Annotated in this window: 20 protein-coding genes and 1 pseudogene; 17 read left to right on the top strand and 4 right to left on the bottom strand. The window is 51.1% G+C overall.

What is annotated here, in order from left to right:
* The first annotated feature begins 42 nt into the window (after window positions 1-42).
* The 10 genes and pseudogenes from FCN15_RS10640 (at window position 43) to FCN15_RS10595 (ending at window position 7098) form a co-directional block, all read left to right on the top strand.
* Window positions 43-1158 (top strand): phosphodiester glycosidase family protein, encoded by a 1116-nt coding sequence (locus FCN15_RS10640; RefSeq protein ID WP_138494990.1) that lies wholly within the window; start codon window positions 43-45, stop codon window positions 1156-1158.
* Between the two features lie 388 nt (window positions 1159-1546).
* A pseudogene (locus tag FCN15_RS10635) lies at window positions 1547-1798 on the top strand (GrpB family protein); the annotation flags it as partial.
* 70 nt (window positions 1799-1868) lie between these two features.
* The gene (locus FCN15_RS10630) at window positions 1869-2474 is read left to right on the top strand and encodes a histidine phosphatase family protein (protein WP_138494988.1); all 606 of its coding nucleotides are present in this window, start codon (window positions 1869-1871) and stop codon (window positions 2472-2474) included.
* Window positions 2475-2556: 82 nt separating this feature from the next.
* Window positions 2557-3144, top strand: a complete 588-nt coding sequence (locus FCN15_RS10625; protein ID WP_138494987.1) for a GNAT family N-acetyltransferase — start codon at window positions 2557-2559, stop codon at window positions 3142-3144.
* 125 nt (window positions 3145-3269) lie between these two features.
* Window positions 3270-3779 (top strand): P-loop NTPase family protein, encoded by a 510-nt coding sequence (locus tag FCN15_RS10620; RefSeq protein ID WP_138494986.1) that lies wholly within the window; start codon window positions 3270-3272, stop codon window positions 3777-3779.
* Window positions 3776-4231 (top strand): HAD family hydrolase, encoded by a 456-nt coding sequence (locus FCN15_RS10615; RefSeq protein ID WP_138494985.1) that lies wholly within the window; start codon window positions 3776-3778, stop codon window positions 4229-4231. The genes FCN15_RS10620 and FCN15_RS10615 overlap by 4 nt, the downstream gene beginning before the upstream one ends.
* 85 nt (window positions 4232-4316) lie before the next feature.
* Window positions 4317-4652, top strand: a complete 336-nt coding sequence (locus tag FCN15_RS10610) for a GNAT family N-acetyltransferase (protein ID WP_138494984.1) — start codon at window positions 4317-4319, stop codon at window positions 4650-4652.
* Window positions 4653-4806: 154 nt separating this feature from the next.
* The gene (locus FCN15_RS10605) at window positions 4807-5619 is read left to right on the top strand and encodes an alpha/beta fold hydrolase (RefSeq protein ID WP_138494983.1); all 813 of its coding nucleotides are present in this window, start codon (window positions 4807-4809) and stop codon (window positions 5617-5619) included.
* A gap of 1 nt (window position 5620) precedes the next feature.
* Window positions 5621-6178 carry a DEAD/DEAH box helicase family protein gene (locus FCN15_RS10600; protein ID WP_138495056.1) on the top strand — a complete coding sequence of 186 codons (558 nt, stop codon included), beginning with the start codon at window positions 5621-5623 and terminating at the stop codon, window positions 6176-6178.
* A 107-nt stretch (window positions 6179-6285) separates the two neighbouring features.
* Window positions 6286-7098: a PP2C family serine/threonine-protein phosphatase gene (locus FCN15_RS10595; RefSeq protein ID WP_138494982.1), complete on the top strand. Its 813-nt coding sequence runs from the start codon at window positions 6286-6288 to the stop codon at window positions 7096-7098.
* Between the two features lie 67 nt (window positions 7099-7165).
* Here FCN15_RS10595 and FCN15_RS10590 read toward each other — a convergent pair whose 3' ends face one another.
* From FCN15_RS10590 to FCN15_RS10580, 3 genes are all read right to left on the bottom strand, one after another.
* The gene (locus FCN15_RS10590) at window positions 7166-7873 is read right to left on the bottom strand and encodes an AIM24 family protein (protein WP_138494981.1); all 708 of its coding nucleotides are present in this window, start codon (window positions 7871-7873) and stop codon (window positions 7166-7168) included.
* Between the two features lie 38 nt (window positions 7874-7911).
* Window positions 7912-8355, bottom strand: coding sequence for an SH3 domain-containing protein (locus tag FCN15_RS10585; protein ID WP_138494980.1), 444 nt, complete (start codon window positions 8353-8355; stop codon window positions 7912-7914).
* A gap of 177 nt (window positions 8356-8532) precedes the next feature.
* A complete protein-coding gene (locus tag FCN15_RS10580; RefSeq protein WP_138494979.1) occupies window positions 8533-9411 on the bottom strand; it encodes a helix-turn-helix transcriptional regulator in 879 nt (292 codons plus the stop codon).
* Window positions 9412-9574: 163 nt separating this feature from the next.
* On the opposite strand from FCN15_RS10580, the gene FCN15_RS10575 reads away from it, so the two are divergent.
* The 5 genes from FCN15_RS10575 to FCN15_RS10555 all read left to right on the top strand — a co-directional run bounded on the left by FCN15_RS10575 (window position 9575) and on the right by FCN15_RS10555 (window position 15020).
* Complete coding sequence (locus FCN15_RS10575) at window positions 9575-10999, top strand: MATE family efflux transporter (RefSeq protein WP_138494978.1); 1425 nt, start codon at window positions 9575-9577, stop codon at window positions 10997-10999.
* Window positions 11000-11263: 264 nt separating this feature from the next.
* Window positions 11264-11824 (top strand): sigma-70 family RNA polymerase sigma factor, encoded by a 561-nt coding sequence (locus tag FCN15_RS10570; protein WP_238996617.1) that lies wholly within the window; start codon window positions 11264-11266, stop codon window positions 11822-11824.
* 12 nt (window positions 11825-11836) lie between these two features.
* On the top strand, window positions 11837-13198 hold the full coding sequence (locus FCN15_RS10565; RefSeq protein ID WP_162515343.1) for a hypothetical protein: 1362 nt from the start codon (window positions 11837-11839) through the stop codon (window positions 13196-13198).
* On the top strand, window positions 13195-14139 hold the full coding sequence (locus FCN15_RS10560; protein WP_138494975.1) for an ABC transporter ATP-binding protein: 945 nt from the start codon (window positions 13195-13197) through the stop codon (window positions 14137-14139). The genes FCN15_RS10565 and FCN15_RS10560 overlap by 4 nt, the downstream gene beginning before the upstream one ends.
* Window positions 14136-15020: an ABC transporter permease gene (locus FCN15_RS10555; protein WP_138494974.1), complete on the top strand. Its 885-nt coding sequence runs from the start codon at window positions 14136-14138 to the stop codon at window positions 15018-15020. Before FCN15_RS10560 ends, FCN15_RS10555 begins: the two co-directional genes overlap by 4 nt.
* A 109-nt stretch (window positions 15021-15129) precedes the next feature.
* Here FCN15_RS10555 and FCN15_RS10550 read toward each other — a convergent pair whose 3' ends face one another.
* Complete coding sequence (locus FCN15_RS10550; protein WP_138494973.1) at window positions 15130-17460, bottom strand: helix-turn-helix domain-containing protein; 2331 nt, start codon at window positions 17458-17460, stop codon at window positions 15130-15132.
* Window positions 17461-17986: 526 nt separating this feature from the next.
* Between FCN15_RS10550 and FCN15_RS10545 the strand changes: the two genes are divergently transcribed.
* Together FCN15_RS10545 and FCN15_RS10540 are read left to right on the top strand one after the other, a co-directional pair.
* Window positions 17987-18931, top strand: a complete 945-nt coding sequence (locus FCN15_RS10545; RefSeq protein ID WP_238996628.1) for an ABC transporter permease — start codon at window positions 17987-17989, stop codon at window positions 18929-18931.
* Between the two features lie 19 nt (window positions 18932-18950).
* Complete coding sequence (locus FCN15_RS10540; protein ID WP_138494971.1) at window positions 18951-19856, top strand: carbohydrate ABC transporter permease; 906 nt, start codon at window positions 18951-18953, stop codon at window positions 19854-19856.
* The last annotated feature ends 33 nt before the right edge of the window (window positions 19857-19889 follow it).

Here is a 19889-nt window from a genome sequence, read left to right as displayed (position 1 = left end):
GATTTTTCATAAAGATTTCAGGGAAAAGAGGGAGACCGTCTCATGGCACAGACAGAGCTGCCTAAACGTCAGGCTGCGCGGGCGGGCAGGAAGAAGACCAAGAAGAAGAAAAAATTCGGATGGTTCCGATTGATATACCGGACGGTGATCAGCTTATTAATACTGGCGATTATCGGCGTGTGCTGGCTGTTCTTCACCAACTCAGGCGAAAGCTTCCGCTATCTGGCCGCGGATACGCTCATCACGACCCAGCACCGGAAGTGGGCGAAATACATTATCGGCGAAGACGAGCTGAAGAAGCGGGTGGCGGAATACAACGAGAAATTTGAGCAGATGGGGACGGAAAAAGACACCCACACGATCAGCATCCCCGCTCCCGTGGAGAATCAGCAGAAGCCGCTGGTCGAAATCGAGCCGATCTCCGGCAATAGCTACAAAGGCTACATTATGACGGTCAATGATCCGACCAAGATCCGTCTTGGCGTACCCGACACGGTGGGGAAGGGCGAGAAGGTTTCGAGCATGGTGAATAGGCTCGGCGCCATCGCCGGGGTCAATGCCGGGGGCTTCGACGACCCGAACTGGAAGGGCAACGGCTTTAAGCCGATCGGCGTCGTGATCTCCCAGGGCAAGCTGTACTACAATGGGCTGGGCAGCAGCACCTCCACCCAGATTGTCGGCATCGACAAGCAGGGGAAAATGATCGCCGGCCACTACTCGCTGAGTGAGCTCAGCGAAATGAACGTGCAGGAGGCGGTCACCTTCCAGCCGCGGATTATCGTGAACGGCAAAGGTCAGATCAACAGCCATAAGGACGGCTGGGGTATCGCCCCGCGCACCGCGATGGGGCAGCGCGCCGACGGCGCGATCCTGTTCGTCGTCATCGACGGACGCCAGCCGGGCTACAGCATCGGCGCGGACCTGTACGACGTGCAGAATATCATGCTCGAGCACGGCGCGGTCATCGCCGCCAATCTGGACGGCGGGTCCTCGACCGTGCTCGTCAAGTACGGCGGGATCGTGAACAAGCCGTCTTCGCAGTACGGCGAGCGGTACCTGCCGACAGCTTTTCTCGTATTTGACGATCCGGAGAATGTAACCGTGCCAAACATTTGGCAGGGGCTCGATCCGAAGGAAATTGACGGCGGGAAGAAATAGGAAAATCTATCACTCAGATTCGAACATTCGTTCTATATTAGGATGGGATAATATGGTAGAATGAGGAAGTGTAATTGAATCTTGGGTGGGCGTGGTTTCCCTTCGAAAATAACAACAAGAGAAAGTAAAGACCCACCCCAAGGTTTCCGCGCCGAAGGTGGGTTTTTTGTCCTCTTTACTTGAAGGGATAACCCCCATCCAAGCCGATTGTACAGCCGACACATTTTTAAATGGATGAAGAACCGAAGAGCTATCCTTAAACTAAATTCAAGAATTGCGGTAATTGTGGTGAAGGATCCAGTGATTATTGAGCCTTACAACGAAAATTGGCCGAATATTTTTAAGGTTCTGCGAACCCCAATTTTGATCACACCTTACCAAAAGGTATTTCAGAGAAACGTCCGGGATGAGAAGAACCCATATTCATGTAAGGCAAACAGGCAGCTGGTCTGAACAATTCCATTTACTGTTTCGCGATTATTTAAGGACCCATAAAGACGATAGAGACCGGTATGCCGAGGCCAAGATTGAATTAGCAGATCAATACAGGGATCAAAGAGAACTCTACGTGGAGGCCAAAACTCCAATTGTTTGGGAGATTATGATGAGAGCTAAAAAACAGCGAGACTGCGACATATGAACCAGTATTAAAAATATTCTTTTAGGTATTTAAAAGTAGTGTACTCGTAGAATATTGGAGGACCTCACGCATGAGTGTACACATTTTTCTGGTTAGACATGGAATAAAAGAAAAAGTAGTGGGCGATGTTTCGATCACTCCGGAAGGGATCAGACAAGCACAATTAACAGCGCATTATTTTTCAAGAATACATGTTGCAGAAATCCTTTCAAGCCCGCTCCGAAGAGCGGTGGAGACCGCACAATATATTGCTCTGCAATCAGGATCAACAATAAGAATTGATAACCGATTACGAGAACGCGCAAACTGGGGAGACTTGCCTGGTCAAACCTTTGAAGAGTTCGTAGAAATGTGGGAGAGGTGTACGCATGAGCCTGACTATTTACCGCCAGTGGGAGATTCAGCAAGACAGGCATCTGAAAGACTCTCATTATTATTAAAGGAAATAGGAGATGACTCTTCCCCAGGCAGTAATATTGTGATGGTTACCCACGGGGGATTAATAACCGATTACCTGGTGAATTCTTGTTCTCAGCGTGTATTAAATGAATTTCATCCAAATTTTGTCGATAACCAAAGCAGTTTAGTCTCTGAATGCTCCATTACCAAACTTCAATATAAAAATGGACTCTTTATGCTTGAAGGCTTCGCGGACATAGAACATTTGAAACTGTAAGTGGGCTTTGACAGCCTCATCCTGTTGGATTATAAGCGTAACAATTAGCACCAACTCAAATATATAACGAGGATGATTAATCATGGAAATAGAGAAGTTATTCTATCAATCTCCTAATTTCGAAACGGATAGGTTATTGCTCAGGAAGCTTTCACTAGCTGATGCTGAAGATTATTTTCGTGTTGCTTCAAATGCAGAGGTTACCGCTCAAACAATATGGGCTAGACATACTGTTATAGAAGATTCTATCAATTATATTCAAGGTGTTTTAGAAAAGTATCGGAAAAGGGAGGCTTTTCACTGGGGAATTATACATAAGTCGACGGGGAGATTAATCGGAAGAACAGGCTTAATTAAAATTGACCAAGAACACGAGAAGGCTGAGCTTGGTTATGTGCTCTCAAGCGATTACTGGAGCCAAGGAATTATTACAGAAGCCACAAAAATGATTATAGAATATGGATTTATGGAGCTTGGTTTAAACCGCATTGAAGCGAGATGTAATTATAATAATCCTGGATCTTTTAAGGTTATGGAGAAGCTCGGAATGCAGTTTGAAGGCTTACTAAGAAAGCAATTAAAGATTAAGGGGCAGTTCCTAGACCAGAAATTGTATTCCATCTTAAGGAGTGACTTCATAGCTTGCTTTCAAGACGGGAGCCAAGGCTAAGATAGTTTGGGAGATTTTAAGCGGGAAGGGAATCACATTTTTTGCCTTGGCGATAAGCACGGGCTCGAATACTATTATCAAGAACATAACTGAATTAGAAGGATGAATGGAGACACGAAAGCCATATGAACAAAATCTTCATCGTCGGAATTGTCGCCAGCGGCAAAACTACACTTGCAAAATGTTTGTCAGAGCAGTTGGGCCTGCCTTGGTACGAGCTTGATTGCCTTGTTCACTATCAGACGGCTGAAGGAAGAAGGAAACGCACTCCGGCAGAACTTGCGGAAGTGATTAAAGGGATCGACCGTACCGGACAGTGGATTTTTGAAGGAACGGACAGAGGTTCGTATCAATTTCTATATGATATGGCTGATACAATCATTTTCCTTGACCCGCCTTTGTGGAAGCGAAGAGTAAGAATATTTACGAGGTTTCTAAAACAAGTATTAAGGCTGGAAAAATCCCACTATAAACCCGACCTTCAAATGTTAAAGATGATGTACAGATGGACCAGCGATTTTGAGAACAAGAGAAATGACTTTGAACAAAAGCTAGGCTGCTTTAAGCACAAACTTATAAGGCTGACTGACCGTACAAAATTGGCATTAGAAAAATCGAACGGGGTGAACCAGTGAACTATAAAGCCTGCGTTCTGGATTTGGATGGCACCTTGTTGAACTCCAGTAAAGCTGTCTCGGAGAGGAGCACGCAAATAATATTGAAGGCGGCTAAGGCAGGAGTAAAAATCATCATCGCAACGGCTCGTCCTCCCAGGGCTGTGATGGAGTTGCTGCCGCAAAGCATACATAGAATTAGTTCATTCATATACTGTGTCAGGCTCGATCCGGAGGTGGACCTCAGCATAGAGGTGGAGGACAAATGGTATAGCCTGAGAGAATATGACGAGAAGACTCTGAGTCAGGTCCGGGGGCGACCGGAAGTTAAGACGCTGGAAGAACTCGGACAGTACAGCCCAACGAAAATCATCATCTCTGGAAGTAAGGGTTCTGATTGGACTGCTTCAGAGGTACGGAGCAGGGCTGAATATTTTACTGACGGATCAAGGGAAGCTCATTCAAATTTCTAGTAAAATCCATCCATTAGTATCGGTCAGGAACAATCTTCCGATTATTGTGGATTCGATATTTGAGGTGGATGCGGGGTGAGAGTAGATGGAGTTGATTCGGGAAGCAGAGGGAAGAGATAGGGAGCAGTTATTTGCGCTTTATAAGATGCTGGTTCCAAACAGTAAGAAAATGAATGTCTCAGAAGAGCAAACAGAATTGATCAGAGCCGACTCTAGAAATTTTCTGCTGGTGTATGAGGAAGACGGCGAGATTTTAGGGACAGTAACCCTGAACATATGCCTTCAAGCTCTGCATGGGATGAGACCCTATGGATTAATTGAAAATATAATCGTCCACGAGAGCCGCCGGAATAAAAGCATTGGGGAGCTAAATCCGATGACCTATAAAATCTTGAAGAAATCAGGCTATATCAGCTGGTAATCAGCTAAGTTGAAAAATAACAAATAAAAGGAACGGATCCAATGATACTTCCTACTGTTCGAAGCGTCCTTGCGGGACTGCTCTTTCCGCTGTCGATCTACCAGGGAATTAGAGAGATCAGCGAACTGAAAAAAATGACCCTCCCAGGTAAAGGATTAAAGTCGGTAAACATACGCTGCATGCCGTTGTTCAAGGTGAGGCGGACCAAACAGTAGTGTTTGATTCTGGTCTGGGAAGCTGTTCACTAGACTGGAGTCACATACAATCTGAGTTATCAAAACATGCTGCTACAGTAGCTTATGACAGGGCAGGTTACGGTTGGAGTTATAAAAATAGAGGATCTGCGACAAGCAAAGAAATCGTGGAGGATTTAAGAGATCTGCTGAAACAGCTTAATCTTGAACCTTCCTACATCCTTGTAGGCCACTCGTTTGGCGGTCTAAATATGAGGCTGTTTGCCCAACTCTATCCTAAGGAAGTATCGGGTTTAATATTGGTAGATTCAACAAATGAGTATCAATTTTTACCCGAATATATTGATGAAAGATGGCGGCGAGAATATACCCGGTACTTGAAATCATATAGACTGGGTTATTTGTTCTCCATTCCTGGAATTACCCGGTTTATAAATCGTCCGGTATGGAATAGATCGTTACCGCTCACGTTTAAGCCTCTCGGTTTCAGAAGAAATGCTTATGAAGCTTTGTATAAGAAATATATGAGTATAATAGTCAGCTGCAGGATGGTAAAAGATCAAGGAATAAATAAGGATATTCCTATTACCGTTTTAACGGCAGGAAAAATGAACGAGTCCTGGAAAGAGGGCCAGCAGAAGCTTACCAAGCTCTCACCAAATACCAGACAGATTATCGCTCAGGATTCCTATCATAATATCCATTTTGAACATCCGGAAATCGTTGTTAAAGCAGTTATGGAAATTCTCAATTTTGAAGCCAGGGGGGATTAACATCAAATTCATTTTATTATTTGGGCCCCAGGCCGTCGGAAAAATGACAGTGGGTCATGAGCTCACGAAGATCACTGAGCTAAAATTATTTCACAATCACCAGTCGATTGAGTTGTTTCACCCGTTCTTTGGATTTGGAGGGGAAACGTGGAGGCTGGTTAACCTTTTGCGAAGAGAGTTTTTTGAATCTTTTTCAAATAGCAGCCAGTATGGTCTGATTTTTACCTATGTTTGGGGTTTTGATCTTCAGGAGGATTGGAATTTTGTGAAGCAAACCTGCGATATTTTTGAGTCAAAAGGGGCAGAGATTTATTTTGTTGAATTAGAAGCTGACCTTAACGAAAGACTGGCACGTAATTCAACTCCTTTCCGGCTTGAGCAGAAGCCGAGCAAACGAGATATTGAACGATCTGAACAAGAATTGAGAAAAACGATGGAAAGACACAGGCTCAACTCGCACTCCGGGGAAATTTTAAGAGAAAATTATTTGAGAATTAATAACACCAATTTAAGTGCGGAAGAAGCTGCAGCGCGGATCAAAGAAACATTCAATTTGTAAAACAGGAGTTTCAACGATCAATAATGATGAAGTCTAAAAGGGTGAATCAGCCCAAACACAAGAGAAAATATATAATCTGCTGACTGAAGTCGGGGGGAGCAGGGGCCATGGAATATGAATGGATAGGCAGAGTTCAGCCATTTCTGGATGAAGTTTCTGTTACAGCTGGTGGAAATGTACACATCGGTCATTTTGGAGGCAGTTCAATTAACGGCGCCCAGAAAAATGAAGATGCCTTATTTATACTTCAAAACGAGGAGAATTCGTGGACATTTTGCGCACTGTTAGATGCACACAACAGTTCACAAAGTGCTGAACTTATAATTAGGCTGCTTAATGACAATAAGGATGACTTGATTTCTATTTTTAATTCTAATAATGCCTTTCTGGAGCTGGAACCCTACTTCCTTAACAAGGTTATGGATGCTGAATTTAAAGACAAGTGCCGTAATTTAACTGGAGAGACGTCCTGCTTATTTTGCTTTCAGCGGGGAGCCTATTTGTGGTGGTTTTCGATAGGGGATTGTATGGCCTTATTATTCCATCCAGACTTGGCAAAGTTTAATCAGTATGGGTTAAATCAGAGGCAATTCTATGAGTGGGTTGGGCAAGTGAATACCTTTGACTTGTCTGTACCTTGTTACACTGCCGGGAGAAGGCAATTGAGACAGGGGACGAATTACATCGTACTTCTTACAGACGGGGTATTAGATACGGATGATGAGTTCTACAGCGACTACCGCAACTTGTATAACGCCATAGTCCAGGGAGAAGATGCAGAGGCGGGGTTACGTTCGATATTTGATCATTTAGTAAAAGAAAGCGCGCGCGACAGTGCAACTTTAGTCTGCTGGAAGTATCTTAATAAAGAACAAGCCCAATCCCCGTCCGATTCAGATAAATTAAACGACCCGGCCTAAGATCACAATCCAAGGCCGGGTCACTTCGCTTCGTTTCGCTTCGTTTCGCTTCGTTTACCTTCCGTTCCTACTTAATAAACACGCCCCCGAACGGAATCACTTCCCGCAAAATCCGCTTGAACAAGCTCTCGTCCTGGAGGTTGTCCTCCAGCTTGCGGCTGCTTTCGCGGCCGGCCTGCAGCAGGACGGAGCCTTCGCCTGTTATTTTCCAGTGGTAGCTCATATGCTGGCTGGCCAGGTGGTTGCCGTAGACGGCAAGCTCCATCCGGGCGTTCTCCGGATAAGCGATGACGCTGCTGGCCTGCACATACAGCGGCTCCGCAGGATGGAGTCCGGCTTCGACGACATGACCCTCGGTCAGCAGGCCGATCTGCCCCTGGCCGGAGAATTTCATTTTAACCGCGTCGCGGGTGATGAGCATATTTTTGACATTCAGAATCCGGCTCTGCATCGTCACGCCGTCGGTATAGTAGAAGAGGTGCTTGTAGTCGTACAGCAGATCGCTCCCGGCTTTCAGCTGCAGAGGCTTCAGGCTGTAACCCGGCGGCAGGGCCGCAATGAATTCGCTGGGCCCTTTCAGGTCAGCACGGATCAGCTTCCGCTTGCGGTACATCCCTTTGACGTCCATCAGCCGGTCGGCCCGGCCCGCCGAGGGACCGCGGTAGGCGATAATTTGGCCGGGGTGGAGCACATGCACGGTTTCGCCTTCCTGGATCCGGAAGGTTGCCGCTTCACCTAACGCCTGCAGCGTGTCCGTCTCAAAACGGATGTCCAAGGCTTGTCCTCCTAAATGGAAAATTTATTTGGCTTTGCTTACTTGCGCAGCATCACGCGGACGACCCGCTTGAATACGAAATACCCGGCAAAGAGGCCGAGTGCCGTATACAGCATCACACGGAGCTTATGGGACGTGGCTTCCCGGGCTTCGCTCGCGGCTTCCAGCGTCTGTACGGTTGCGGCCAGCTGGCGGTTCTGCTCGGAGAGCTGTTCATTCTGGGCGGCCAGTTCCTCGCTTTGCTGCCGGTAAGTCTCCAGCGTGCTCTGCGTATCCTGCAGCTGCTGGGTAGCTTTATCATAGCTTTCCTGGAGCTCGTTAATTTGAACCGGGACCTCGGAGAAGCTTTTAATCCCATTATATACATCATCGAAATAGCTCGCCTTGGCGGCGGGAGCATTCAAATTGAAGACCCATAAACCGGATAAGAGCAGGATCAAAGAGAACAGGGAGCGGACGACGAGCGTTTTGCCTGGTTTCATTCGCTGATACACTCCTTTCAAAAAAAGCGGAGGCAGGCCGCCCATAGGCACATGACGCCAACTACGGCGCCCATGACGGACATGCCTTCTTCTATCTGTTATTACGTTTGTTTCTGACATAAAGTTGCTGAAAAGGCCTGTTTTATTTGACAAATTACGCACTATATCCAACAAAAATCAGGCGAACCGCTGTCTGTACCTGCGCGGCGACACGCCTTCATATTTCACGAAGCAGGAGGTGAAGTAAGCGGCCTGATTGAAGCCGACCTCTTCAGCGATCCGCGCGACGGACAGGTCCGTCTGCTGAAGCAGCAGCTTGGAGCGCTCCAGCCGGTAGCGCAGCAGATAAGCGGCGGGCGAGCAGCCGAACACCTTCTGCATGCAGCGGGCGATATAGACAGGGTGAAAATTAATGCTTTCGCCCAGCGCTTTGGCGGTCACCTCGTCCCGGTAATGCTCACGCAGAAAGGCGGCGGCCCGCTCGGCGCAGACCGTCTGCGCGGAGGGCGTTTCGCCGGCGGCGGAATCGGCCAGCTGGCGGAGCAGCTCCTGGAACAGAAGCTGCTGCTTGAAGCGGCTGCCGGTCAGGTGCAGGGACTTGCCGAGCAGCGTCAGCTCCTCCAGCACATCGCCGAACTTGCCGGGCTGGGGCAGGTGGACGTACTGCGGAATCAGCTGGCTGAAAGAGGTTATGGCCATGGTCGACAGAAAAACCGGCCCGTCAGACAGCGGATGACTCATCCGGTACTGCGGCAGGCTCTCCACCTGATTCCAGCTGCCGGTCGTCTGAAAATGCAGCCAGTAATAGCTGGTATCCTCCGCACATTCAGCGGTGGAGTAGTGGTAGCGGTCCGGCAGCAGGATCAGGCAGTCCCCGGCGGCAGCCTCGTAATCCAGCCCGTCCTCACCGATATAAATGCAGCCCTTTGTGACAAACAGCAGGTCGAATACATCTATATTCCGTCTGCTGGCATGCCTGGAGCCTGCGGGCAGCAGCCCATGATCACAGGCGATAAAATGGGGCAGCGGCGGAACGGTAAACTGCAGCATTGGCATATAAATCCATCCTTTACCTGGGGTCCGATATGGTTGGAAAAATGAAACTTTAGGTTGTAATAATGATAGTTCCAATCCAGTATACCATCTATAATTTGTTTCAGACAAAAATGTGATGAAGAAATGGGCAATTCCCTTTCTTTCCCTTCGGGAGGTTGTAAAGTTGAAAAAAGAATCATCCCATAAATTCTCTTTATGGATGCTCGCCTGGCCGATATTTATCGAGCAGTTTCTGCAGTTTCTGCTGGGCGCGGTCGATACGCTGATGGTCAGCCATCTGTCTGACGATGCGGTAGCGGTTGTCGGCTTCTCGAACCAGCTGTTTAACGCGCTGACGACCCTGTTCGTGACGGTGGCGAGCGGGGCGGGCATCCTGATTGCCCAGAAGATCGGCTCGGCCAAAGAGGAGGAGGCGCGGACGGTCGGCATCATCGGGCTGAAGGCCACTGCGCTGATCGGTCTCGTTCTGAGCGTCGTGCTGATTGCTTTTCCAGGGCCGATCGCCCGGATTTTGCAGCTTCCGGATGAATTGATGTCCCTCGGCAAAATCTACATCTCCATCGTCGGCGGGGGGATGATCCTGACCGCGCTGATCGCGGTGTTAAGCACCGAAATCCGCAGCACAGGCAACACGAAAGCGCCCATGCTGATTGCGGTCGGCATGAACCTGGTGCATATCTCGCTGAACTACTGCTTTATTTTCGGCAAATTCGGCTTTCCGGAGGCCGGTCTGGCCGGGGTTGGGGTTTCGACGGTTACAAGCCGCCTGCTGGCGTGCATCGTGCTGTTTATCTTCTTCCTGAATGCCTTCTGCCGAAAAATCACCTTTAAAGACCTCCGGCTGTTCAGCCGCAGACTCTTTAAAGAAATCATGGACATCGGCTGGCCGCTTGGGGTCAACTCGGCAAGCTGGTTTTTCTCGCAGCTGGTGATCTTCGCCTTCCTGGCGATTCTCGGCGCGAAGGATCTGGCTGCACGGACTTATATGAACACGCTGGAATCGTTCTGCTTCCTGCTTGGTTTCTCGGTGGCCCTGGCCCTGCAGATTCAGGTTGCCCATCTGTTCGGCGGAGGCCGGACGAAGGAAGCCTACAAAGCGTCCTATAAAGGGCTGGCCATCGGGCTTCCGCTGGTTACCGTCAACGCGCTGCTTCTGGTTCTCTTCGGGCGGAGCATGCTGTCGCTGTTCACCGATGACCCGGTCATCCTGAACATCGCCGAGTCGCTGCTGTGGCTGAATGTGCTGCTGCAGCCGGGAAAAATGCTCAACATGGCGCTCGGCAACTCGCTGAATGCCGTAGGCGATTCCAGGTATACGATGATCGTCTCGCTGATCGTCATGTGGACGGTCGCGGTCGGCGGCTCCTACCTGTTCGGCGTCTCGGCCGCCTGGGGGATTACGGCGATCTACAGCTTTATGATTGCGGACGAATACACCCGCGGAGTCTTCGCGTTCTTCCGCTGGAGAGGCCGTAAGCGGCTCCGCATGAAGGAAATGGAGCTGGAGCGCGAGTCGGCCGGGCTGAAGCGGGAGAGCTGGTCCGGTAAGGCCGGAGCGCCGGCGGGGGCCGTTTTTTCGGCGGAATAAGCGCAGGTTAATGCGGAATAATTGCCGGTTAATAGGGAAGGCGAAAATGCGGAAGGCCTGCTCCTTCTGCAGCGGTGAGAGAGGCATTCTTCACGAAAGTGGAGGATGCCTTTTTTACGAGATGCACGATTTGTAACGGGAGTTTGCGGACCACCAGTTAAACGCGTTTCAAGCTTGTTCATAAAATCTTTCCGCCGGACTGATACATTTTCCTCCCGGCGTCCGTCTTCTATACAGCTGCGGCAAGAAAGGAGGCTGGAACCTTTGACGATTCCGGAATCGGCAACGTTTAAGAAACTATTTTACGAGCATTACCCGGCGGTGCTGCGCAAGCTTACAGGCCTGCTGGGCGACAAGGCGATAGCGGAGGATTTGGCGCAGGAAACGTTCTTGAAAATGTACCGCCAGCCGCCGGACCAATTGGATTCGGTAGGTGCATGGCTGCACCGGGTAGCCACCCGGCTGGCTTATGATTATATGGGCAGCTCGGCCAGACAGCGGAAGCTGACGGAGAAGCAGGAGCTGCTGATGGAAGCGGAGGGCGCGGCAAGCCCGTCCGGCGAGGAAGAGCTGATGCGTCAGCTCGATCAGGAGCAGGTGCGCGGCTGGCTGGAGCAGCTGCCCGAACGCGACCGCAGGGCCTTGCTGCTGCGTTATTCGGGATACAGCTATGCGGAAATTGCGAGGGAGCTCTCGGTAAGGCAGCCTGTAGTCGGCACACTGCTGGCGAGGGCGACGGAGCGGCTGCGGAAGTGCGCCGCAGATCCGGCGGACAGAAGAGCGGATCAGGGGCGCTCCATACAGACAGGCGCTTTGACGAAATAACGGGCAGAAGGGATGGACAAGATGAAAGAGATGGACAAGATGAATAAGACGAATGAGATGAAAGAGATGACAAGATCAATTGAAGGTACAGACAAGGTTCGGAGCATAGAAGTAACGGATGCGGCCTGGGAGCGGCTGATGGCTGTTCTGGAACTGGAACTGGAGCAGGAGCAGGAGCAGGGGCAGGAACAGGAGGCGCACCAGAATTTCTGGGTTCAGCTGGACCGCCAGGGCGGAATCCGGGCTTCCGCACAGGAAGAGGCCGGGGCAGTTTTGGCACAGGAGAAGCTGGGCGGGGCAGAGGGCTCAGAAGCGGGCTTAGCAGCGGATTCGGACACGGGCCCGGAATTGAGCCGAAAATTGAGCCCGGAATTGAGCCCGGAATTGAGCCCGGTATTGGGCGATTCCGCATTCTCCAAGACAGCAGCAGATCAAGGTCAGGCTCCCGCAGCCGCTTCTGCAGGCTTGTCAGCAGCCCGCACCCGGCGCGGCAGAAGAGCGCGCAGATGGACGGCTGCAGCCGTGGCGGCGGCGGTCGCCGCAGCGGTTATCCTTACGCCCGTGGGCAACCAGGCCATTGCCTCCATTGTCGGCCAGTTCCGGATGGAGCAGGTGACAGAGGTCAACGATCAGGATATGGAGCAGCTGTTTAACTCCGTGTTCCAATCCGGAATTTCGGAGAAAGAGATCAACCGGTTTGGTACTTTTACGGTGGAGACAGGTCAGGATTATGGAGATTTGACGGTAGAAGAGGCAGCTGAAGCAGCGGGTATCAAAGCACCTCCTGCATCTCTTGTGGGTAAGCAGGAGCATATCTATGTAAGCCCGAGCAGCAAGCTGAGCTTGAAGCTGAATGTGGAGGAGATTAACAAGGCCATGAAGCAGCTTGGAGCGAGCAAGCTGTTTCCGGCAAGTATTGACGGGAAGACCATTACGCTGGATACGGCCCCTGCGGTGAACTATACTGTGCCGCTTGATGGGGAGAACATGACCGCCAGCTTAATGGAAATGAAGGTGCCAAAGGTCTCCATTGACGATACGGCCGACGTGCAGGAAGCGCTTGAGGCGGTGCTCCAGTTCCCGCTCCTTCCGGAGCAGCTGAAGAACAGCCTGCAGTCCAGTCAGCTGCTGTCCACAGGAGAAATGCCGCTGCCGGTATTTACCGAGAGCGGTGTCCAAACCGAGAAGATTACAGTGGAGGGCACTCAGGTTCTGCTGAATACGCGTTCCTACACGGACGCTAAGATGCTGGAAGCGATCTGGGTAAAGGACGGTGTCCTGTATGATTACAGCTCTTACATTAACTCAGACAATCACCAGGCGGATGCCGAGAAGGAGTTCCGCACCAAACTGCAGGAGTTGGTTCAAGCGTGACAGCCATACAGACCGAAAGGTTAACGAAACAATATGAGAACGGCCGGGGGTGCCGCGATGTGTCCATCACGGTGCAGGAAGGGGAAGCCTTTGGCTTCCTCGGCCCTAACGGCGCAGGTAAAAGCACTTTTGTAAAAATGCTTGTCGGCCTGATCTTCCCTACGGAAGGTCGGGCTTCCCTGTTTGGGGAACCGGTCGGCAGTATTGCGGCCCGGAGATACATAGGCTATCTGCCGGAGCTCTACCGGTATCAGGAATGGCTGACCGGTGAAGAGGTCGTGCGCCTGCATGCCCGGCTTTGCGGTTTGACCCGCAGTGAAGCGGGCCAAAGAATTCCCCGGCTGCTGGACCAGGTCGGAATCGGTCTGCGTTCCCGCGACCGGGTCAAGAATTACTCCAAAGGCATGCAGCAGCGGCTTGGACTTGCCTGCGCGCTCGTCAGCGATCCGAAGATCCTGTTCCTGGACGAGCCGTCCTCGGCGATGGACCCGATCGGCCGCAGCGAGGTCCGGCAGCTTCTTCGTGAATGGAAGGCCGAGGGGAAGACCATCTTCCTGAACTCCCACCTGATGGAGGATGTTGAATCGATCTGCGACCGGGTTGCGCTGCTGAATAATGGAGAGGTGCTCCAGCAGGGCAGAGTGGAGGATGTGCTGCGGCAGCGTCCGTTGTGGCGGATCAAGGTGGGCGGGTTCGCCCCATCCATGCTGGACTGGCTGCGGGAGGAGACGGGACTGCCGATCAGGATGATTACGGCGGCACCGGATGGATCGGCGGAGCTGGAAGCGGAGCTTGCGCATGAGGAGCAGGCCGGCTGGCTTCATGCGCTAATCCTTGACCTGGGGATGACGCTGTACGAAAGTGTACGCACCAGAACCCGGCTGGAGGAATGGTTTGTTGCCGAGCTGACCGGAAAAAGCCACAGGGGGGAGAAAGAATGAGCATCATTCTTCGATTAACGTGGAAGGAGCTGCTGCGCAAGCGGGTTCTGCTGCTGACCATTTTGATGACCCTTGCCTTTCTGGTCGCCTTTTGGTTTATTGCCGCAGCCATCGGCGGCGAGACGGAAGCAAATGGCGGCTCTGGAGCAGCGCTGTTTGAGAAATTCAGCATGGGCTTGTTTATCGTCGGACTGGGCTTCTTCTTTGGTTCCTTCGTGATCGCATTTCTGTCCATCTTCAGCTCGTCTTCGGTCATCTCCGGGGAAGCCGAGCAGGGCATTATGCAGGCGATGATGCCGCGCCCGGTCCCGCGCTGGCAGTGGTACGCCGGACGCTGGCTGGGTTATGTCACCTTCGGGCTTGCTTATGCGCTTATTCTGTTTAGCTCCATTATGGTCATAGCCGGAATTCATGCGGGGGTGCCGAAGAACTTCGGGGCTTTGGTATCGGCCTATCTGCTGTTTGCCTCCGTGGTGCCGCTGCTGGTCTCGGTATCGATGCTCGGCTCCGGATTCTTCTCCGGAATCGGCAACGGCGTGTTTATGACCATGCTGTACGGCGGGGGATGGCTTGGCGGCATGATCGACAAGGTCTCTTCCCAGCTGGGCTCGCTGAATGAGAAGGTCGGCCATTCTTTAACGACAATCTCCGGACTGCTGTCCCTGGCCATGCCTGCCGACGGTATTCAGCGGGCTATGATGGATCGTCTGTATAATTTTTCCTATATTCAAGACCTCTTTAACATGGGCGCAAACGGCGGGCCGCTTCCCCTGTTTGGCATTGGATCGGCGCCGGCTCCCGCCTTCCTTTGGTATGCTTTATTCTATACGCTGGCTGCGTTCCTGCTGGGGATGTGGCGGTTTCAGAAGAAGGATTTGTAGGGCGGGGCAAGTTCCCGCCAAACTGGAAGAACGTTCTGCTCCATTAAAATCCCCCTCGCCCGCAGCGCCGGCCTTCAAGGCTGCCGCGGCTGCCGGGCAGGGGGTATTTTTATGCCTGGATTTGCTCGCCCTTAACGGCTTTAACGGCATTAGCTGCTTTGACGGCCTCTCCCTTCTGGGAAAAGAGCTTCCGGTACTGGCCGGGCGTATGGCCGGTCTCCTTCTTGAACTTGCGGATAAAGTTTGGCGTATCCTGGTAACCGACCGTCAGAATGATGTCCTTCAGCGGCTCGTTGGTCGTGGTCAGCTTGTGGATCGCATCGGCGATTCTCTTCTGCCAGATATATTGGACGAAATTGGTGCCCGCCGACTCTTTAAAGGAACGGCTGAAATGGGACACCGAGATCGAATATTTGCTGGAGATGGATTCCAGGCTCAGCGCATGGTCCATGTAGCTGCTGTCGATATAGCTGATGATCTCATCCATGAGCGAATGTTCTTCTTTCTTCTCGTTCTGCTCGACCCAGAGGCAGATGCGGGAGCAGAGCGCCCTCAATTGTAGGGACAATTCGCCGGCAGACTGCAGGGTTTCCACAGGGGGAATGTCTCTGACAAGATGGCTGACGCCAAGCTCAAGCCCGGTTTTGATGATGGTGTTCACGATATCAAAATAGACGCACCGCGCCAGCTTCAGGCAGAAGCCGGCCTGCTGCAGATCCCGGACCGCTTCGTCTACGGTCTGGACGGCTACGGTATAGCTGCCCTGCTTCAAGCTTTGGGACAGCTTAAGCAGCAGATTCTTGGAGATCCAGCCGGCCTCGATGGGCGATTCCGCAAGCTCTTCAAAGAACGTGATGCTGCCGTCCCCGGCGGATACCCGGGAATCAAAGGCCGAGCAGGCCTCAATGAACGACTGGTTCAGCTGGCCAGGGCTGTCATAGCTGCTTCCAACCCCCATGTACGAATGAAGTTCAAAGGCAGAGCTGATCCGTTCTTGAATGGCCTGGGCGATAAGGCGTACCTGGTCCTGTTCGGAGGTTTCCACGAAGGGATTAAAGCTGACAATCAGCGCGATCTGATCCGGTTTTGGCAGCTCCACGCAGTGAACGCAGGCGTTATACTCGCCGAAATCGGAAGCGCAGAGAGCCGAGATAACCGACTGCCCGTTTGACAGTCCGGAGGAGCCTTCCCCCAGCATGCTGCGGCCGGCTACGATGACAACATGCCTGCTGCCTTTAAAATGAAGCTTGATCGACTTAGCCAATTCCGGCGGCAGGCTCTCCAGATTGCCATATTTCAGCAGCATCAGCAGAAAATGATTCCGGGCATACGGCTCCTGCAGATCCGCGCGGGAGCTGTATTCATGCAGAGCGGATTTTATGCGGTCCAGCTCATTTTTTCCGCTGCCAGGGTGGTGCAGAATCTGCTCCGCAGCCTGATCCCCTTTGGAATTGGCAAACTGGACGAGATCAAAGATCGGGTTGTATTGCTTACGGGCCAGCAGCAGTGCAGCCAGCGAACCGGCCGCAAGGACGGCGAAGAAGATCATCAGGATCAGGCTTCGGATATGAAGGACACTGCTGAAGAACTGGGAGCTCTGCATCAGGGTTACAAACTCCCAGCCGTTTTGCCCGGACTTTACAGAGACGACGGAATTGGCCTCTCCGCCCAGACGGATGCTGTGAATACCCGGCGTTAACGAGGTTAAAGATTTCAAATCCGGCTCAGACAGTGCTCCTTCATGGTTGTAATTGGAGGCCAGGACCTGGCCGTTGTTATCAAAAATAAACGAAGAGCCCTGATAATTTCCCAGGATCGAATTAATCAGCGCAGTAAGCTCGGACTCTTTCACCAGAAACATCAAGGTTCCATGAGGGTTCGGACTGTTCGGAGTAATAGGCACAAGAAAAGCAAGCATGGACTGGTTTAAGGAGCCGTTCTTGCCTGCGAGAGTTACAGGACGTACAGAAGGGAACTTCACTTCATTCAAATCCTGAAGCACGCTTTCGCTGTCCCAGTTCCGGAAGCTGAACTTATCTGTAAACACCTGAAGTCCGGACATTCCGGAGGGCGAGAAGATGCTGTTGTCATTGTGAAAATAAAGAAACATTTCATGAATCAGCGAATTGGCTGATTTGTAATTTTCGAGGGCATTAATGGCGTATCTGCCATAGTAGGGGTCATGGGCCTGGTAGCGGGTCAACTGCTCGTCATAGGAGACACGGGAGGCAATATCGTAGAGCTGCTGGACGAGATGATCCACATTGGATTTGGTCTGGTTCAGCTGATTAAGGTGAGATTGTTCAATTTCCCCGCGGAGATTGTTAACCGCACTGTTATAGATGATGACAGTCAGCAGCGCGAGAGGAAGCATCAGGATTAACAAGTAGGACGAAATGTACTTTAGGAACAAACGTGATTTGAAGTAGTTGAGCTTCATTTCCATTTCCCCCTTGTCACTATTTTTAAATAAAAATGTAATAGAGTTTCCAGCATAAAGCAAGGCGTATAAACAACTTCTATTGGGGTGTCCAATGTGTCATTTTTGATGGAAGCTTTTCCGAACCGAGCAGATACCGTAACATAAACCCTACATAGCTAGACTCGTGTTATCTTTATTGTATGCGTTTACAGTCAATTTTTGAAGCAAAAAATACATATTCTTTTCCGAATAGGGTCACTGGTCAGGTTATGTTTAGTGACATTAAAACTGTCAAAATCGCCCCCCTGTCTGGTGAAGAAGGCCAAAACTACATATTTACGAAATGGACAGCGTTCTATAGACTTCGTGTTAACAACCGGCTAACACCGGCTTAACAAAACCGGAATGTAAGGATCCGCGAAACCATTAGAACACATTAGGGTGTCAGGCATTCTTACAGATGGAAAGCTATCTATTGACCAGAAAGTGACCAGAAAGGCAACCAGAAAGGAGTGGGATGATGAAGGAAGGCGCGCAAGCAGTAATGGAAGCTCCAGCTCCCGTTATCCGTACCGAACAAGCAAAAAGCAAAACCTGGCGGAACATTCTCCGCAATTGGCAGCTGTATGTGTTTATCGCCCCGGCTTTTCTAAGCATCATCATTTTCAGCTACATTCCAATGTACGGGATTCAAATCGCATTCAAGAATTTTGTCCCGGTAGACGGTATTTGGGGAAGCAAGTGGGTCGGATTTGACCATTTCGTTCGTTTCTTTAATTCCTATTACTTCTGGGACCTGCTGTGGAACACCTTGAGTATCAGCTTGTATGGCCTGGTGGTGGGCTTTCCGATTCCGATCATTCTGGCGCTTGCCTTTAACGAGGTCAAAGACGGTCTGTTCAAACGTACGGTTCAGACGGTAACGTATGCGCCGCACTTTATTTCGATGGTTGTTATGGCGGGCATGATCATTACGTTCCTTTCACCTTCGTCGGGCATGATCGTGAATATCATTGAAGCATTCGGCTTACAGGCGCCTGATTTCCTGACCGACCCGAGATGGTTCAAGACGATGTACGTGCTCTCGGATGTCTGGCAGAGTGCGGGATGGGGGACGATCATCTACCTGGCTGCTTTGACCAGCGTCGATCCCGGTCTGCATGAGGCGGCAATTCTGGACGGGGCTTCCCGCTTCCAGCGCATCCGGCACATTAACATCCCTACCATTATTCCGACGATAACGATCCTGCTGATTTTGAACATGGGCAGTCTGCTCGGGGTTGGCTTCGAGAAGATCCTGCTGCTGCAAAATCCGCTCAACATGGAAGCTTCCGATGTCATTTCAACTTTTGTATACCGTTCAGGTCTGCTGGATGCGCAGTACAGCTTCTCGACGGCGGTTGGTCTGTTTAACTCGGTAGTCAATGCGATCCTGCTGATCCTGGTGAACCAGATTGTACGGCGGACCAGCGAGAACAGCTTGTGGTAGAAAGAGGGGGTGAGGAACAGTGATTTCAGCGATCAAAGAGACCAAACGGGACCGAATTTTTCTGGCCTGCAACTATATCTTTCTTGCTATTGCTTTCGTTGTCGTAGCGTACCCAGTCATTTACATCTTCAGCGCATCTTTCAGTAAACCGAGCTATGTGTCCTCCGGGGAGATGTGGCTGTGGCCGAAAGGCTTCACCCTTGAGGGTTATCAGCGGGTGTTCCGCGATACCCAAATCTGGGTCGGCTACGGCAATACGATTCTATATACCGTAGTAGGAACCCTGGTTAACCTGGCGGTAACCATCCCGGCCGCTTATGCGCTGAGCCGGAAGGATTTTGTGGGCCGCAACTTCTTTATGGCGGTGTTCATGGTCACGATGTTCTTTGGCGGCGGGCTTGTCCCGACTTACCTGCTTGTGAAGAATCTGGGGCTGGTGAACAGCATGTGGGCGCTGATTCTGCCGGGGGCAACCTCCATCTGGAATCTGATTGTCTGCCGCACCTTCTTCCAGAGCTCTATTCCCAAAGAGATTCAGGAGGCCGCGGAGATCGACGGCTGCAGCAACTTCCGGCTGTTCTTTCAAATCGTTCTGCCGCTGTCCAGCTCCATACTGGCCGTTATGGCCCTGTTCTTTGGGGTGGCCCATTGGAACAACTATTTTTCGGCGATGATTTATTTGAACGATGATGCCAAATATCCGCTTCAGCTGGTGCTGCGCCAGATTCTGGTGCTGCAGGAGATGTCTGCCGAGTCAGGCGCGTTAAACTCTGCTACGGCAACAGCACTCAACAACAAAGCGGAGGTGGCTGCGCTGGTCAAATATGCAGTCATCATCGTTTCGACCCTGCCGGTCATCATCGTGTATCCGTTTCTGCAGCGTTACTTTGTGCAAGGTGTCATGATTGGCTCCGTTAAGGGCTGATTTTGCCATAGATAATACAAATAGGAGGTACGT

Origin of the sequence: Paenibacillus pinistramenti (assembly GCF_005869875.1) — a bacterium.
Classification (GTDB): Bacteria; Bacillota; Bacilli; order Paenibacillales; family Paenibacillaceae; genus Fontibacillus; species Fontibacillus pinistramenti.
Note: the sequence above shows the minus strand (reverse complement) of the source record. Positions and strands in the feature narration are given on the sequence as shown.

Excerpts from the sequence above, each read along its gene's own strand:
- FCN15_RS10640 (WP_138494990.1), top strand. The coding sequence starts at position 43 with ATGGCACAGACAGAGCTGCCTAAACGTCAGGCTGCGCGGGCGGGCAGG.
- FCN15_RS10630 (WP_138494988.1), top strand. The coding sequence starts at position 1,869 with ATGAGTGTACACATTTTTCTGGTTAGACATGGAATAAAAGAAAAAGTA.
- FCN15_RS10625 (WP_138494987.1), top strand. The coding sequence starts at position 2,557 with ATGGAAATAGAGAAGTTATTCTATCAATCTCCTAATTTCGAAACGGAT.
- FCN15_RS10620 (WP_138494986.1), top strand. The coding sequence starts at position 3,270 with ATGAACAAAATCTTCATCGTCGGAATTGTCGCCAGCGGCAAAACTACA.
- FCN15_RS10610 (WP_138494984.1), top strand. The coding sequence starts at position 4,317 with ATGGAGTTGATTCGGGAAGCAGAGGGAAGAGATAGGGAGCAGTTATTT.
- FCN15_RS10595 (WP_138494982.1), top strand. The coding sequence starts at position 6,286 with ATGGAATATGAATGGATAGGCAGAGTTCAGCCATTTCTGGATGAAGTT.
- FCN15_RS10585 (WP_138494980.1), bottom strand. The coding sequence starts at position 8,355 with ATGAAACCAGGCAAAACGCTCGTCGTCCGCTCCCTGTTCTCTTTGATC.
- FCN15_RS10580 (WP_138494979.1), bottom strand. The coding sequence starts at position 9,411 with ATGCCAATGCTGCAGTTTACCGTTCCGCCGCTGCCCCATTTTATCGCC.
- FCN15_RS10565 (WP_162515343.1), top strand. The coding sequence starts at position 11,837 with ATGGACAAGATGAAAGAGATGGACAAGATGAATAAGACGAATGAGATG.
- FCN15_RS10555 (WP_138494974.1), top strand. The coding sequence starts at position 14,136 with ATGAGCATCATTCTTCGATTAACGTGGAAGGAGCTGCTGCGCAAGCGG.
- FCN15_RS10550 (WP_138494973.1), bottom strand. The coding sequence starts at position 17,460 with ATGAAGCTCAACTACTTCAAATCACGTTTGTTCCTAAAGTACATTTCG.
- FCN15_RS10545 (WP_238996628.1), top strand. The coding sequence starts at position 17,987 with ATGGAAGCTCCAGCTCCCGTTATCCGTACCGAACAAGCAAAAAGCAAA.